This window comes from Rhodovibrio sodomensis (assembly GCF_016583645.1).
GTDB lineage: Bacteria > Pseudomonadota > Alphaproteobacteria > Kiloniellales > Rhodovibrionaceae > Rhodovibrio > Rhodovibrio sodomensis.
The window spans coordinates 1-14,035 of the sequence record NZ_NRRL01000061.1 but is presented as its reverse complement, the minus strand read 5'-3'; the positions used below and the strand labels follow the sequence as shown (position 1 = coordinate 14,035).

The window sequence follows — 14,035 nt, the reverse complement described above, 5'->3', positions numbered from 1 at the left end:
CCGGCCGCGGCCGGCGGCACCCCGTTACGCCGCCGCCTGGGCCAGCGACTTCGGCAGGAAGCGCTTGGTCTCGGTGCGGATCAGCTGGATCAGCTGATCCCGGCCCGGGCACACCGGGATCGAGGTCACGGCGTCCTCGACCAGGCCGTTCAGACGCGCCTTGGCCCCGTCCAGGCCGAGCTCGCGCACCGCGCTTGGCCGGTTCAGGGCCTCGTCGCGGCCGGTCGGCTTGCCCAGGTCGTCGGCGTCGGCATAGACGTCGCGGATATCGTCGGCGACCTGATAGGCTTCGCCCAGCTTGGCGCCCAGGGTGCGCCAGGGTGCGCCGTCGCGCCCGGCGGCCTGGGCCCCGATCACCGTGGCGGCGGCGAACAGCGAGCCGGTCTTGAGCTGCTCGTACTTGTCAAGCGGCACGCCGTCCGGTTCGCATTCCCAGGCCTGGCCAGCGCAGATCCCCGACGGCAGGCCAACCGAACCGCCCAGGGTCCGCAGCAGGCCGGGCAGCCGCTCAGGCGCACTCGCCGCGGCGTCGGCCAGCGTCTCGAACGCCAGTACGATCAGCGCGTCGCCGGCGAGCACCGCCAGCCGTTCGCCGTAGGCGACGTGCACCGACGGCTTGCCGCGGCGCGTCTGCGCGTCGTCGAAGCACGGGAGATCGTCGTGGATCAGCGAGGCGCAATGCAGCATCTCGATCGCCGCCGCGGCGGCGTTGGACGCGTCCGGCGCGTCGTCGCCGCACGCGCCGGCGACCGCGAGTGCCAGGCGCGGCCGGATCCGACCGCCGCCCGGGAAGACCGCATAGCGTACCGCGTCGCCAAGCTGCGGCGGGGAGTCCGGCGATTCCCGCCGGGCCAGGACGTCCTGCAGGACGCTTTCAATCCGGGTCGAGGTGTCCATAATGCCTCACTCCCCTGCCAGCCTGTCCGGGTCGCGACCTTGGCTTTCCGACCCCCGGCCGCAAGCCGGAGTGTCAGGTTTGCTGGTCATGTTAGGTGTCATTATGACTAGACACCCCCGAGCTGGCAAGTCAACGTCGCCTGACGCCAACCGACAGGAGGTCACGTGAGACGAGCGGGCGAACGCGTCGTGGTGATCGGCGGCGGCGTGGCGGGCTTGGTTGCCGCCCTCAAGCTCGCCGCCCGCGGCCTCGAGGTGGAGCTGGTGGAGCGCCAGAGCCACCCCGGCGGCAAAATGCGCGCCCTGCCCGCCGGCGACGCGCGGATCGACGCCGGCCCCACCGTGTTCACGATGCGCCAGGTGTTCGACGATCTGGCCCAGGATCTGGGCGAGCGGCTGGAGGACATCGTCCGCCTGCGCCCGGCCGACCGGCTGGCCCGGCACGCCTGGGACGGCGACGGCGGCGATCCCGCGAAGCGTCTCGACCTGTTCGCCGACGTCGAGCGCTCGGCGGAGGCGATCGGCGCGTTCAGCGGCCCAGCCGAGGCCAAGCGCTACAAGACGTTCACCCAGGAAGCGCGCAAGATCTACGAGACGCTCGACCGGCCGTTCCTGCGCGCGCCCAAGGCGACGCCGGTCGGGCTGATGCAGCACGCCGGCCCGAAGGACCTGTGGGGCATCAAGCCGTTCGACCGGCTGTGGGACGCGCTCGGCCGGCATTTCCACGATCCCCGGCTGCGCCAGCTGTTCGGCCGCTACGCCACCTACTGCGGCTCCTCGCCGTTCCAGGCACCGGCGACGCTGATGCTGGTCGCCCACGTCGAACAGAGCGGGGTCTGGCTGATCGACGGCGGCATGCACGGCTTCGCCCAGGCGCTCGCCGACTTGGCCCGGCGCCACGGCGTCACCCTGCACTACGGCCGAACGGTCGAGGAGATCGAGCTTCAGGGCAGTGCGGTCAGCGGGGTGCGGCTGGATGACGGCACCCGGATCCAGGCGGACGCGGCGGTGTGCAACGCCGACGTCTCGGCGCTCGCCGACGGCAAGCTGGGCCGGCGCGCGGCCCGGGCGGCGCAGAAAACGCCGCCGGCGATGCGCTCGCTGTCCGCCATGACCTGGACCTTCCTGGGTAACGCCGGCGGGTTTCCGCTGCTGCATCACAACGTGCTGTTCTGCCGCGACTACCGGCAAGAGTTCGCGGACATCTTCGAGCGGCGGCGCTTGCCGGACTCCGGGACCGTCTACATCTGCGCGCAGGACCGCGGCGACGACGGCACCCTGTCCGACGCCGCGCGCGAGCGCGGGTCCGAGCGCCTGTTCATGCTGGTCAACGCCCCGCCGACCGGCGACGTGAACCGTTTCGACGAACCGGAGATCGCTTCATGCGAGGAACGTCATCTGGCCCTGCTGAGCCGCTGCGGCCTGGATCTCGAGTTCGACCGCGCGACCCGCACGGTGACCACGCCAGCGGACTTCGCCCGGCTGTTCCCGGGCACCGGCGGGGCGCTCTACGGCCGGGCGACCCACGGCTGGCGCGCCACGTTCCAGCGCCCGCCGATCCGGACCCGGGTGGCCGGCCTCTATCTGGCGGGCGGCAGCGCGCATCCGGGCCCGGGCGTGCCGATGGCGGCGATGTCGGGACGGCTGGCGGCGGCATGCCTGATGGCGGACTGGGGCCTGCCGGACCGGGCGACGGACGCCCAGGGAGAGCCGGCGGGGAAGGCGGGCAGCGCGTCGGGCTGGGCTTCGACCGGCCGGTCGCGCCGGGCGGTTACCTCTGGTGGTACGTCGACGCGCTGAGCGACGACGGCCGTCACGGCCTGACCATCATCGCGTTCATCGGCTCGGTGTTCTCGCCGTACTACGCCTGGGCCCGGCAGGGCGCGCCCGGCGGCGCGGCGGACCCGCTGAACCACTGTTCGATCAATGTCGCGCTTTACGGCGACGGGCCGAACCGCTGGACCATGACCGAACGCGGACGCGCGCGCGTCGACCGCGGCGCCGATTTCTTCACCGTCGGCCCCAGCGGCCTCAGCTGGGACGGCGACACGCTCACCATCGACCTCTGCGAGGTCGCGGCCCCCCTGCCCCTGCGGGTGCGCGGGCGGGTGCGCGTGAGCCCGCGCGCGCTGACGAGCCGGGAGTTCGTGATCGATCATCAGGACCGGCACCACTGGTGGCCGATCGCGCCCACGGCGGACGTCGCGGTCCGCTTTGACAAGCCGGTCCTGAACTGGACCGGCACCGGCTACCTGGACCGCAACCGCGGCGACGAGCCGCTGGAGGCCGGCTTCCGGGAATGGGACTGGTCGCGCGCCCCCCTGCCCGGCGGCGGCACCGCGATCACCTACGACACGTGCCGCCGCGACGGCTCCGACCACGCATTGTCGCTGATCGTGCGCCAGGACGGCGCGGTCGAACGGTTCGACCGCCCGCCGCTGGTCGACCTGCACTCGACACCGATCTGGCGGCTGCGCCGGAAAAGCCGGGCGGACAAGGGCCACCGGCCGAGCGTGGCGCGCACCCTGGAAGACACGCCGTTCTACGCCCGCTCGCTGGTCGAGACGCACCTCGCCGGCGAGCCGGTGCGGGCGATGCACGAAAGCCTGTCGCTGGACCGGTTCGACACCCGGATCGTACGGCTGATGCTACCGTTCCGGATGCCCCGCGTCGGAGGCTGAGTCGCCGCCGGGCGCCTGCGGCTCGGCCGCGCGCGACCGGGTAAAGGCGGACTCGCCGGTCCGCCCCTCGGCCTCGGCGTTCGCCTTGTCCTCGCGCTCCATCTTCTTCAGCGAGCGCAGCTGCCAGATCCCGAACCCGATCAACAGCCCGAAGATCGCGATCCCCTCGATCAGCACAATCCAGCCGGTGTTCATGGCACCTCTCCGATATCCGGGTGCAGTCGGGCGCACGATCCCCTCTCCCTCGAGGGGAGAGGGAGGGGCCCGCGCCGCGATAGCGGCGTGGGAGGGTGAGGGTGGGACTCTCCGGCGTACAGCGAGGAGTCCCACCCTCACCCATCCTCTCCCCTCGAGGGAGAGGGACCCGCCGATACGTCCGTTTTCCGCGTCACAGAGGAAATAGCGTGGGCGCCCCACCCGGCCAGCCCTGCCCTACCCGCGGGCCTGGTCGCGCTGTTCCAGCCGCATGAACAGGTCGATCACGAACGCGGCGGCGCCTTCATGGGTCGGTGCGGGCTCGGCGACCTCGTCGGGTTTGAAGCCATGCAGGGCGGGCAGCGCCTCGTGCACCGCCTGGACCAGGAAGTGCGTTTCCGGCAGGCAGGGATAGTCGCTGTAGTGCGCGCTGGGCGACGGGCCCTTCAGCGCGTCCATCATCAGCCCGGCCTTGCGCATCGCCGGCACGACCGCGCGCCGGGACAGGGAATCGTGACCGTGCCGGGCGACCTGGTGACCGATCGCGCGGTACAGGCGGCTGGCCGCCGTGATCCCCGGCCGGCAGGACGCCGGCAGGGCCGGAATGCCGGCCTCGGCGCGCTGGTAGAGTTCCTCGGCGTGGACCAGCAACCGCTCGACCGTACGCGCCACGCCCGGGGTGAACCGCGGATCGGCGAGCCAGGCGTCGGGGTCGATGCCTTCCGCCTCCAGCCACTCGGTCGGCAGGTAGAGGCGTCCCTGGCGCGCGTCCTCACCAACGTCGCGGGCGACGTTGGTAAGCTGCATCGCCACGCCGAGGTCGGTGGCGCGCGACACCACTTCCGCCTGACGCGCGCCCATCAGCATCGCGACCATCGCGCCGACCGCCCCGGCGACCCGGGCGCCGTATCCGCGCAGCTCCTGGATCGTGCGATAGCGCCGGCCCTGCGCGTCCCAGGCGAAGCCGTCGAGCAGCGCCTCCGGCAGGGTCTGCGGGATCGCGTAGGCGGCGACCACGTCGGCGAACGCGCGGTCAGCGGCGCGGTCGGCGGGCCGGCCATCGTAGATCCGCTGCAGGCGCTGGCGCAGTTCGGCGAGCGCGCGGTCGGTATCCGGGCGGGTGTCGACCGCGTCGTCGGCTTCCCGGCAGAACGCGTAGAGCGCCCGCGCCGGCTCGCGCACCCGCCGCGGCAGCACCAGCGAGGCGGCGTGGAAGCTGCGCGAGCCGGTGCGGATCGCGTCCGTCGCGGCGGCGGCGTCGGCCGCGCGGCTGGCCGCGGGCTTAGGTGAATTCACTGGCATCGGGCACCACCTGGTCGAGCACGCGGGCGGACGAGAGGACCCCGGGCAGGCCGGCGCCCGGATGGGTCCCGGCGCCGACGAGGTACAGGCCCTCGACGTCCTCGCTCTTGTTGTGGGGGCGGAACCAGGCGCTCTGCGTCAGCCGCGGCTCGAGCCCGAAGGCCGCGCCGCGCTCGGACAGCAGGCGGTCCTGGAAGTCCTGCGGGGTGATCATGCGTTCGGAGACGATGGACGCGCGCAGGCCGGGCAGCTCGGTGCGCTCCAGGAAGTCCGCGATCCGGTCGCGGTATTCGCGCGCCTTCTCGGACCAGTCGATTCCGGCGTCCAGATGGGGCACCGGCGAGAGGACGTAGAAGCCGTCGCAGCCGTCGGGCGCAAGCGACGGATCGGTCGCGGTCGGCCGATGCAGGTAGAGCGAGAAGTCGTCGGCCAGGATCTTGCGCTCGAAGATGTCCTCGATCAGCTCGCGGTAGCGCGGGCCCAGCAGGATGGTGTGGTGGGCCGTATCCGGGTACCGCCGGTCGGTGCCGAAGTACCAGACGAACAGGCTCATCGAGTAGCGCGCGCGGTCCAGCTTGCGGTCGGTCCAGCGCTTGCGCGCGTGCGCGGGCAGCATCCGGCGGTAGGTGTAGGCGCTGTCGGCGTTGGAGACGACGATGTCCGCCGGGATCCGCTCGCCGTCCTTGAGCCGCACGCCGGTGGCGCGCCCGTCGGCCAGCTCGATTTCCTCGACTTCCGTCTGGTAGCGAATGCGGTTGCCCTGCCCGGCGATCAGGTCGACGAGACCGGTGGCGAGCGCGCCGGTGCCGCCCATGGCGAAATGAATGCCCCAGTGCCGCTCCAGGTAGGAGATCAGGCAGTAGATCGAGCTGGCGCGGAACGGGTTGCCGCCGATCAACAGCGGGTGGAACGACAGCATGACGCGCAGCCGCTCGTCCGTCACGTAGCGGCTGACCGTCTGGTAGACGCTCCGGTCGCCGCGCAGCCGGATCAGGTCCGGGGCGATCCGCGCCATATCCGCGATCGAGCCGAAATGGACGTGGCCCAGCTGCTGGAAGCCGATCTCGAAGATCTCGCGGCTGGCCTCCAGAAAACGCTCGTAGCCGTCGACGTCGCCCGGCGACAGTTCGGCGATCCGGCCGCGCATCGTCTCGGGATCGCCGTTGTAGTCGAACGTCGTGCCGTCGGAGAACCGCATGCGGTAGAACGGATCGACCGGCCGCAATTCGACGTCGTCCGACAGCTTGCGCCCGGCGAGTGCCCACAGCTCCTCGAACAGGAACGGGGCGGTCACGATGGTCGGGCCGGCGTCGAACACGAAGCCGTCCTGCTCGAACACGTACGCCCGGCCGCCCGGCTTATCCAATTTCTCCAGCACGCTCACGCGGTAGCCCCGGGCGCCCAGCCGCACCGCGGCGGCCAGCCCGCCGAACCCGCTGCCGATCACCACGGCGTGCGGCCGCCGGTCGGTATCGTGGGCGGCGCCGCGCGCGTTGCCGGCCGTGGTGGTGTCGAACATGCTCTGCGCTCTCCTCGCGTTCACTCTAGAGCACGATGCTGAAAGGTGAAGTCACCTTTCAGCTGAATCTTGCTCTCTCTTCAATCAGTTAGAGCAAAATTCACGATGAAGGTCGACTCGGCCTTGATCGATTTTGCTCTAGCATGCCCCCGAAATGGCGCCACCGCGCCGCGGGTCGAGTTGCGGGCCCGTGCGCCGGGCGCTTGTGCCGCAGGCCATCCGGGCGCGTCAGGCCGCACTGCTGGCGTCGTCGACCCCGGCGGCCTCGAAGATCAGCGCCGCGACCTCGCCGGGCTTCTCCTCGTGCGCCAGATGGCCGGCGGCGTAGACGGTCGCCATCCGGGTGCCCGGCCGATGCGCGGCGACGCGCCCGGCCTCGGTCGGCGGCACCGACAGGTCGTTCGCGCCGACGATCATGACCAGCGCGCCCTTAAGATCCGGTAGATCGCGCTGCAGGCGCTTCAGGTCCCAGCGCGCCATCATCCCCAGCGCCGCCGCGGTGTGCTGGGAGAACCGGATCAGCCGCGCGTACAGCTCGATCCCCCGGGGATCGATGCTGGACCCGGTGCCCCAGAGCAGCCGCTCCACCGCCGCCGGCTCGCGCGCGTTGAGCGAGAACACCCGCGCGGCGAAGCCGCCCTTGTTCAGCACCTTGGCGATCGGCGAGAAAACCAGCCCCGGGAGACCCGGCAGCGGCAACAGCGCGCCATTGATCGAGACCAGCGTGTCGGCGTGGAGCTGGCCGGACAGCTGCATCTGCGCCAGCACGGCCGCCCCGGCCGAATGACCCGCCGCGACCCTGGGACGCAGCTCGAGCGCCTGCAGCAGCTGGCCCAGCGCCTTCGCCATCCCGGGCAGCGAGAGCGCGTCCGCGCGCGCCGGCCAGCTGGAGAAGCCGTGGCCCGGCATGTCCGGGACGATCACGGTGAACCGCTCGGCCAGCAGCGGCGCCAGGTCGCGGAACGAATGGCTCGCCCCGCCGGTCCCGTGCAGCAGCAACAGCGCGGGCCCCTGCCCCATCACCTGGACGTGCCAGGTCACGCCGCCGGCTTCGACGAACCGGCTCGCCGCCCGGTTCGGCCAGTCCGCGCCCTCGCGCGCCCAGTCCGGCGCGGTATAGCTCGCCCGGCGCTCAGGCATGCCCGACACCCCAAGGGTTCGTGCGCACGGCGTGGCGGCGGGTCCCCTCTCCTTCACTGGAAGCAGAGGGACAGGGAGAGGTAGGTCTGCAGGGCCGTCGCGCAGCAGAGCGCCCAGAGCGCTCCGTCGGGGCATGAACGGCCGGGGCAGCCACCTCCCCCTGGCCCCCTCCTCCCATCGGAAGAGGGGGGACGCGCGGCAGACCGCCGTCGATCTCTTGAAGCGCGCGCATCAAAGCGACTTCTCCGCGGTCTTGACCGCCTGCGACAGCGCGCTCGCGTCGGCGTGGGGCAGCGGCAGGTAGTGGCCGCCCATCGCCCCCGCCAGCTCGCGCGCGCTCTGGCGCGGGCGCGGCGAGGTGTCGATCAGCAGCGCCGTGATCCCGGTCGCGCGCAGCCGGCGCGCGGCCGCCTGGGCGTCCGATTTCGCCTGGGTGCGGTCGGTGCCGCCGTCGTAGGCGACGTTGGCGCGGCCGTCGGTCATCAGGATCACGACCGGCGTTTCGCCGCGGCGGTTGGCGTGATCGGCCAGCACCCAGGCTTCGTTCAGCCCGGCCGCGAGCGGCGTGCCGCCGCCGCCCGGCAGGCTGGCGAGCGAGCGCTTGGCGCGGGTCAGCGACCGGGTCGGCGGCAGCAGCACCTCCGCCGCCATGCCGCGGAAGGCGACCAGGGCGACCTTGTCGCGCCGGACGTAGCAATCCGCCAGCAACAGCTCGATCGCGCCCTTGGTCTCCGCCAGCCGGTGCAGCGCGGACGAGCCGGAGGCGTCGACGCAGAAGATCGTCGCCGTCTCGGTCTTGTGCTTCAGGCGCTTGATCCGGAAGTCCTCGGGTTGGACCACCAGTTTGCCGCCGGTGCCGCCCTTGCCGGGCAGGCCGCGGCCGCGCAGCGGCTGCCAGGGAGCCGCCGCGCGCAGGGTCGCCATCACATCCAGCTTGTTCTGGCCGCTTGGCTCGCCGCGAAAGGTGCCGACCTGGCGGCCGCGGGTGCGCGACTTGGCAAGCGCGCCGGCCCGGCCCGCCGCGCCCTGCTCGCGCCGGCCCATCTGGTCGCGCAGCCGCTCCAGCTGGCCCGGCTGCAGCGCCGACTGCGCGGCGGCCAGCACGGTCTCCGCCAGCTCCTCGGCGCTGGGCGCGTCCTGGTCGTCCTCGTCGTCGCTGCCGGTGTCGTCGTCCTGCGGCGGCGGCTCCGGCGGCTGGTCCTGCTGGTCCTGGGCCTCGGGCTCTTGCTGCTGGTTGTCCTCCGGCTCCTCCTGGTCCTGCTCTTGCGGTTCCTGCTGTTCCGGCTCGTCCTGCTCGGGCGCCGGCGGCAGCTGGGTCGCGCGTGGCGTCAAGACCATGCGCGCGGCGACCTGGGCGTCGTCCTGCCGGACGTCGTCGACGCCGTTCAGCGCGGCGTGCGCCTTGGCGACCTTGAGCGCCAGCAGCGGCGCGCGCAGGGAATGCACGCCCAACGCCTGCGCGGTGCTGGTCAGCGCGGTCAGGATCTCGTCCGACGCGGTGACCTGGGTCAGCCGTTGGCGCGCCAGCCGGATCGCCCGAGCGCGCTTGGCCTGCTCGCCCTCGGTGTCGTGCGGCGGGACGCTGGACAGGTCGATCTGGATCGCCAGCCGCTCGGCGAGCGCGCCCGGCGGCTGCTCCGCGTCCTCCGCGCCCTCGTCGCAGGCGATCAGGCCGAACCGGCTGGGCAGCGTCTGGGCAAAGCCCTCGCGCTCAACCCGCACCGCGCCGTGGTCCATCACCGAAGCGATCCGCGCGGCGGTGCCGGCGTCCATCCGCTCGGCCATGGCGACCTGCATCACCTTGCCGTCGGCCTCGGCGAGCAGCCCCCGGCTCGCGACCGGCTTGCCGGTCTGCAGCGTGGCGGCGAGGTCGAGCCCGCCGATCAGCCTGTCGTCGGAGACGTTAAGCGGGATCTTACGCACCGGCCCAAAGTCGCCCAGCCGGTCCTTCAGCTGGTCGATCCAGCGCTGGCGCACCGGGCCGGCGCGCGCGCGCAGCAGCACGCCGCCGATGCCGGCCGGATCGACCGCGAAGATCGCCAGCGCCAAGAGCGCATCGCGCCAGACGGCGCTTGCGCTCTGCCCCTGCTCGGCGCGGGCGTCCGCCACCGTGCCGGAGCCGGTGCCGGCGCGGATATCCGCCTGCGGCGGCGCGCGCCCGGTTTCGGCCTGGCCGAACACGCTGTCCATCAGGCTGCCTCGCCGCTGCGCGCGGTGCCGGCCTCGCCCTCGGCGTCGAAGATCTCCGACAGCACCCGCTCGACGCGCGTGGTCGAGCCGGCTTCGTCCAGCGGATCGCGGCGCAGCCGGTGGCGCAGCGCCATCCTGGCGACGCGCTTGAGATGGGTGTCGGTGACTTCGGGGTCGCCGTCGATCGCGGCCGCGGCGCGCGCGGCGCGCATCAGGGTCAGTTCCCCGCGCAGGCCGTCGGTGCCGAGCTGGATGCAAATCTCAGAGGCGCGGCGCAGCGCGGCGTCCGGCACCTGCGTCTCCGGCAGGCGTTGCTTGGCCTCCAGGATGGTCTGGCGGAGCCGGTCGTCCGCGTCCTGCCAGACCTTATTGAAGCCCTGCTTGTCGCGGTCGAACGCGTCGCGCCGGCGCACCACCTCGATCCGGGTGTCCAGATCGGTCGGCGTCTCGACCTCCAGCGACAAACCGAAGCGGTCGAGCAGCTGCGGGCGCAGCTCGCCCTCCTCCGGGTTGCCGGACCCGACCAGCACGAAGCGCGCCGGGTGGCGGACGCTCAAGCCCTCGCGCTCGACCACGTTCTCGCCGGACGCGGCCACGTCGAGCAGCACGTCGACCAGATGGTCCTCCAGCAGGTTGACCTCGTCGATGTACAGGAACCCGCGGTGCGCGCGCGCGAGCAGGCCCGGCTCGAAGTGCTTCTCGCCGTGGCTGAGCGCGCGCTCGAGGTCGAGCGCGCCGACCACACGGTCCTCGCTCGCGCCCAGCGGCAGGTCGACCACCGGGACCTCGGTCTCGTGGGTCGGGACCGCGCCGCCCCCGGCCTGCATCTTGGGGCATCCGGGCTCGCACAATTCGGTGTCGCGGTCAGGCGCGCAGCCGTAGCGGCAGCCCTCGACCGCCTGCATCTTCGGCAACAGGGAAGCCAGCCCGCGCACCGCCGTCGACTTGCCGGTGCCGCGGTCGCCGAAAATCAGCACGCCGCCCACGCTGGGGTCCACGGCGGCGATCGTCAGGGCAAGCTTCATCTCCTCCTGACCCGCGATCGCGGAGAAGGGATAGGCTACGGCCATGCGGTTTGCGCTCCGTCTTGTCGTCGTGTCTTCAGGGCAGCCCGGGCCAGGATGCCCCGGCGCTGCAGGCCCGTGGCGCGTCGTCCCAACCCCCCGCGGATCCGAGCGGTGGCGAGACGACCCGCCGCGGTCACCGGTTACTTTAGGACTCGTAACCGATCGGCGCCCGGCTCGCCAGTGGGCGCGGGCGCCCGATCCGCGAACACGCGGCGCGTGCCTCAGACGGCGCGGAAGCTGCCGCGCGCGGCGGTCCGGGTCAGGTCCGCCGTGGCCGCAGCATCGGCGATACCCAGCGCGTCGAGCGCCTTGGCGACCATGTGGTGGGCGTTGAGGCCGGCGGCCTCGTACTGCTGGTAAGGCTTGTCGTGGTCGATGAACCGGTCGGGCAGGTGCATCGGCCGGATCTTCAGGCCGTGGTCGAGCAGGCCGTGTTCGGCCAGGAAGCTCATCACCTGGGTGGCGAAGCCGCCGATCGCGCCCTCCTCGACCGTCAGCAGCACCTCGTGCTCCTGGGCCAGCCGGCGGACCAGGTCGCGGTCTAGCGGCTTGGCGAAGCGCGCGTCCGCGACCGTGGTCGACAGGCCGCGCGCGGCCAGTTCGTCGGCCGCCGTGCAGGCCTCGCCCAGCCGGCCGCCGTAGGACAGGATCGCCACCTTGGTGCCCTCGCGCACGACGCGCCCTTTACCGATCTCCAGCACCTGCCCGCGCTCGGGCATCGCCACCCCCAGGCCCTCGCCGCGCGGGTAGCGCACGGCGATCGGGCCGGCATCAAAGGCGGCGGCGGTGGCGACCATGTGCATCAGCTCCGCCTCGTCGCCCGCGGCCATCAGGGTGAAGTTGGGCAGCGTGCCCAGATAGGTCACGTCGTAGCTGCCCTGGTGGGTGACGCCGTCCGCGCCGACCATGCCCGCGCGGTCGATCGCGAAGCGCACGGGGAGGTTCTGGATCGCCACATCGTGCACCACCTGGTCGTAGGCGCGCTGCAGGAAGGTCGAGTAGATCGCCGCGAACGGCTTCATGCCCTCGCACGCCAGGCCGGCGCAGAAGGTGACCGCGTGCTGCTCGGCGATGCCGACGTCGAAGGTGCGCTCGGGGAACCGCGCGCCGAACTTGTCCAGCCCGGTGCCGCCCGGCATCGCCGCGGTCACCGCCATCACCCGGTCGTCGGCCTCGGCCTCCTGGATCAGCGCCTTGGCGAAGGTGCCGGTGTAGCTCGGCGCCTGCGGGGTCGGCTTGGCCTGCTTGCCGGTCACCACGTCGAACTTGGCCACCCCGTGGTACTTGTCCGCCGCCCCCTCGGCCGGCTCGTAGCCCTTGCCCTTCTGGGTCACGCAGTGCACCAGGATCGGCGCGCCCCCTTCCGTGTCGCGCACGTTGCGCAGCACCGGCAGGAGATGCTCCAGGTTATGCCCGTCGATCGGGCCGACGTAGTAGAAGCCCAGCTCCTCGAACAGCGTGCCGCCGGTGAACAGGCCGCGGGTGTACTCCTCGGCCCGGCGGGCGGCCTCGCGCACCGGGCGCGGGAACTGGTGAGACAGGTCGCGCATCGCCCCGCGCACCGAGCGGTAGGAGCGCGAGGACAGAATCCGCGACAGGTAGGCGCTCATCGCCCCCACCGGCGGAGCGATCGACATGTCGTTGTCGTTCAGGATCACGACCATGCGCGAGCGCAGCGCACCCGCGTTGTTCATCGCCTCGTAGGCCATGCCGGCACTCATCGCGCCGTCGCCGATCACGGAGATCACCTGATTGTGCGCGCCCTTGTGGTCGCGCGCGATCGCATGGCCGAGCCCGGCCGAGATCGACGTGGACGAGTGCGCCGCGCCGAACGGGTCGTAGACACTTTCCGCCCGGCTGGTGAAGCCGCTGAGCCCGCCGCCCTGGCGCAGCGTGCGGATCCGGTCCTTGCGCCCGGTCAGGATCTTGTGCGGATAGCACTGGTGCGAGACGTCCCAGATCAGCTTGTCGTCCGGCGTCTCGAAGACGTAGTGGATCGCCGTGGTCAGCTCGACCACGCCCAGGCCGGCGCCCAGGTGGCCGCCGGTGACCGACACCGCGTCGATCACCTCGGCGCGCAGCTCGTCGGCGAGTTGACGGAGCTGCGTCTCCGGCAGCCGCCGCAGGTCGGCCGGTGTCTCCACGCGATCCAGCACGGGACGGTGCCGCTCGGCCTGTTGCGTCATCGCTCGTCCTCCCCAGCCGCAGAAGCCCGCGTGAACGCGCGCGTCCAGACAGGACTCCCTCGCGCGGGCCATCGGCGCCGGCCTTGGCGTTTGCCGGCGCCCCATCGAGGCGCGTTCCGCCTTCGAGCATAGGTGCGCTGGGTCGATGTGTCCACTTTTCTTGACGTCAATTATCCTTGACGTGTCGTGCGCGATTGCCGACGGTCGTGATGCCGTCGGTTGCACCGCAACCTGCGGTGACGCCGCCGGGCAACGGCCGCGCCCGCCCGCCGGGACGGTGCAGATCGGTCCCGCGGAAGGACCGCATGACGGGCACATCGACGGGGGCCGGCGGTCGGCGCGGTCGACGCCCATGCGCACGCCCGGTCGGCGCCGGAGCAAGATCGTTGGAGGTCGAAACGACCTTGATCCTCTGTTTTGCTCTTACCTGCCCGAAGCACGGGCGAGACCACGCCGGAAGGTCCGCGGACCGGTCGGCGGCTTGCCCGAGCGGATAGTTGCCGGGTCGCCGGCAAACCAGTAACCTCGCACCCCGTTGCGTCATCCAACGCCGAAGGAGGCATTCATGGCTGATTCTCCCGGTACCCCGGACACCTACGACAAGGCTGCCGGCGCGCTGATCGCGTTCATCATGGTGCTGTTCCTGATCAGCGTTCTGTCGGTCTGAAGCTCAGCGAAGGCCGCCATGAAACGCCGGGCGTCGCGCGGGACCCGTGCGGCGCCCGGTGCGTTTTCGGCCGGCCTCGCGTGCGGCGTTGGGGCGTCGCGTGCGGCGTTGGCCGGGACGGCTCGGCTCTGAACGGCCCCCGCTTTGACGCGGGCCCGCGCCGGCGATCCTTGTCTCCAGCCCGCCGACGG

At 72.0% G+C, this 14,035-nt stretch carries 10 protein-coding genes; 2 read left to right on the top strand and 8 right to left on the bottom strand.

The genetic code is table 11. The features are described 5' to 3' along the window. Positions 1-24: 24 nt before the first annotated feature. Positions 25-897 carry a polyprenyl synthetase family protein gene (locus CKO28_RS17580; protein WP_200342115.1) on the bottom strand — a complete coding sequence of 291 codons (873 nt, stop codon included), beginning with the start codon at positions 895-897 and terminating at the stop codon, positions 25-27. 165 nt (positions 898-1,062) lie between these two features. Here CKO28_RS17580 and crtD point away from each other — a divergent pair, with 165 nt between their 5' ends. Beyond that, positions 1,063-2,697 (top strand): 1-hydroxycarotenoid 3,4-desaturase CrtD, encoded by a 1,635-nt coding sequence (gene crtD, locus CKO28_RS17575; RefSeq protein ID WP_200342114.1) that lies wholly within the window; start codon positions 1,063-1,065, stop codon positions 2,695-2,697. Then, positions 2,637-3,578 carry a carotenoid 1,2-hydratase family protein gene (locus tag CKO28_RS17570; RefSeq protein ID WP_242480632.1) on the top strand — a complete coding sequence of 314 codons (942 nt, stop codon included), beginning with the start codon at positions 2,637-2,639 and terminating at the stop codon, positions 3,576-3,578. Before crtD ends, CKO28_RS17570 begins: the two co-directional genes overlap by 61 nt. Here CKO28_RS17570 and CKO28_RS17565 read toward each other — a convergent pair. The 7 genes from CKO28_RS17565 to dxs form a co-directional block, all read right to left on the bottom strand. Then, a complete protein-coding gene (locus tag CKO28_RS17565; RefSeq protein WP_200342113.1) occupies positions 3,546-3,773 on the bottom strand; it encodes a hypothetical protein in 228 nt (75 codons plus the stop codon). The two genes, CKO28_RS17570 and CKO28_RS17565, sit on opposite strands and share 33 nt — an antisense overlap. Before the next feature lie 237 nt (positions 3,774-4,010). Next, complete coding sequence (locus tag CKO28_RS17560) at positions 4,011-5,075, bottom strand: phytoene/squalene synthase family protein (protein WP_200342112.1); 1,065 nt, start codon at positions 5,073-5,075, stop codon at positions 4,011-4,013. Continuing rightward, positions 5,056-6,594 (bottom strand): phytoene desaturase, encoded by a 1,539-nt coding sequence (locus tag CKO28_RS17555; protein WP_200342111.1) that lies wholly within the window; start codon positions 6,592-6,594, stop codon positions 5,056-5,058. The genes CKO28_RS17560 and CKO28_RS17555 overlap by 20 nt, the downstream gene beginning before the upstream one ends. A 228-nt stretch (positions 6,595-6,822) precedes the next feature. Beyond that, positions 6,823-7,734, bottom strand: a complete 912-nt coding sequence (gene bchO / locus CKO28_RS17550) for an alpha/beta fold hydrolase BchO (RefSeq protein ID WP_200342110.1) — start codon at positions 7,732-7,734, stop codon at positions 6,823-6,825. 231 nt (positions 7,735-7,965) lie between these two features. After that, positions 7,966-9,924, bottom strand: coding sequence for a magnesium chelatase ATPase subunit D (bchD, locus tag CKO28_RS17545; RefSeq protein WP_200342109.1), 1,959 nt, complete (start codon positions 9,922-9,924; stop codon positions 7,966-7,968). After that, a complete protein-coding gene (bchI, locus tag CKO28_RS17540) occupies positions 9,924-10,994 on the bottom strand; it encodes a magnesium chelatase ATPase subunit I (protein WP_200342108.1) in 1,071 nt (356 codons plus the stop codon). The genes bchD and bchI overlap by 1 nt, the downstream gene beginning before the upstream one ends. Before the next feature lie 218 nt (positions 10,995-11,212). Beyond that, positions 11,213-13,177 (bottom strand): 1-deoxy-D-xylulose-5-phosphate synthase, encoded by a 1,965-nt coding sequence (dxs, locus tag CKO28_RS17535; protein ID WP_200342107.1) that lies wholly within the window; start codon positions 13,175-13,177, stop codon positions 11,213-11,215. Between the last annotated feature and the right edge of the window lie 858 nt (positions 13,178-14,035).